The sequence below is a fragment of the Bacillus sp. SIMBA_031 genome, assembly GCF_046535225.1.
Classification (GTDB): Bacteria; Bacillota; Bacilli; order Bacillales; family Bacillaceae; genus Bacillus; species Bacillus velezensis.
Genome location: NZ_JAWRXC010000602.1, coordinates 1 through 244 on the forward strand (window position 1 = coordinate 1; position 244 = coordinate 244).

Consider the following 244-nt stretch of genomic DNA (forward strand, 5'->3'; position numbering starts at 1 on the left):
CGGGGCCGGTAGGTTGGCTCGATGCCGCGGGCAACGGCGAATGGGGAATTGCCCTGCGCGGTGCCATCATCGAAAGCCCCACCCGCGTCCGGCTGTATGCGGGATGCGGAATCGTTGAAGGCTCAGTTCCCGAGGCCGAACTCGCCGAGACGTGGGCCAAATTCCGGCCGATGCTCGAATCGCTGGGCATCAACAGCTGAATTACGCCCCACCGGAGCCTGTCTCCGGCCTGCGGAACTGTCTG

The 244-nt window shown here is 65.2% G+C and carries 1 protein-coding gene; it reads left to right on the plus strand.

The window, feature by feature from the left end; all coding sequences use genetic code 11:
• Positions 1-200 (plus strand): chorismate-binding protein (locus tag SB724_RS21525; RefSeq protein ID WP_410573075.1); only part of this gene is annotated, 200 nt, incomplete at its 5' end.
• Between the last annotated feature and the right edge of the window lie 44 nt (positions 201-244).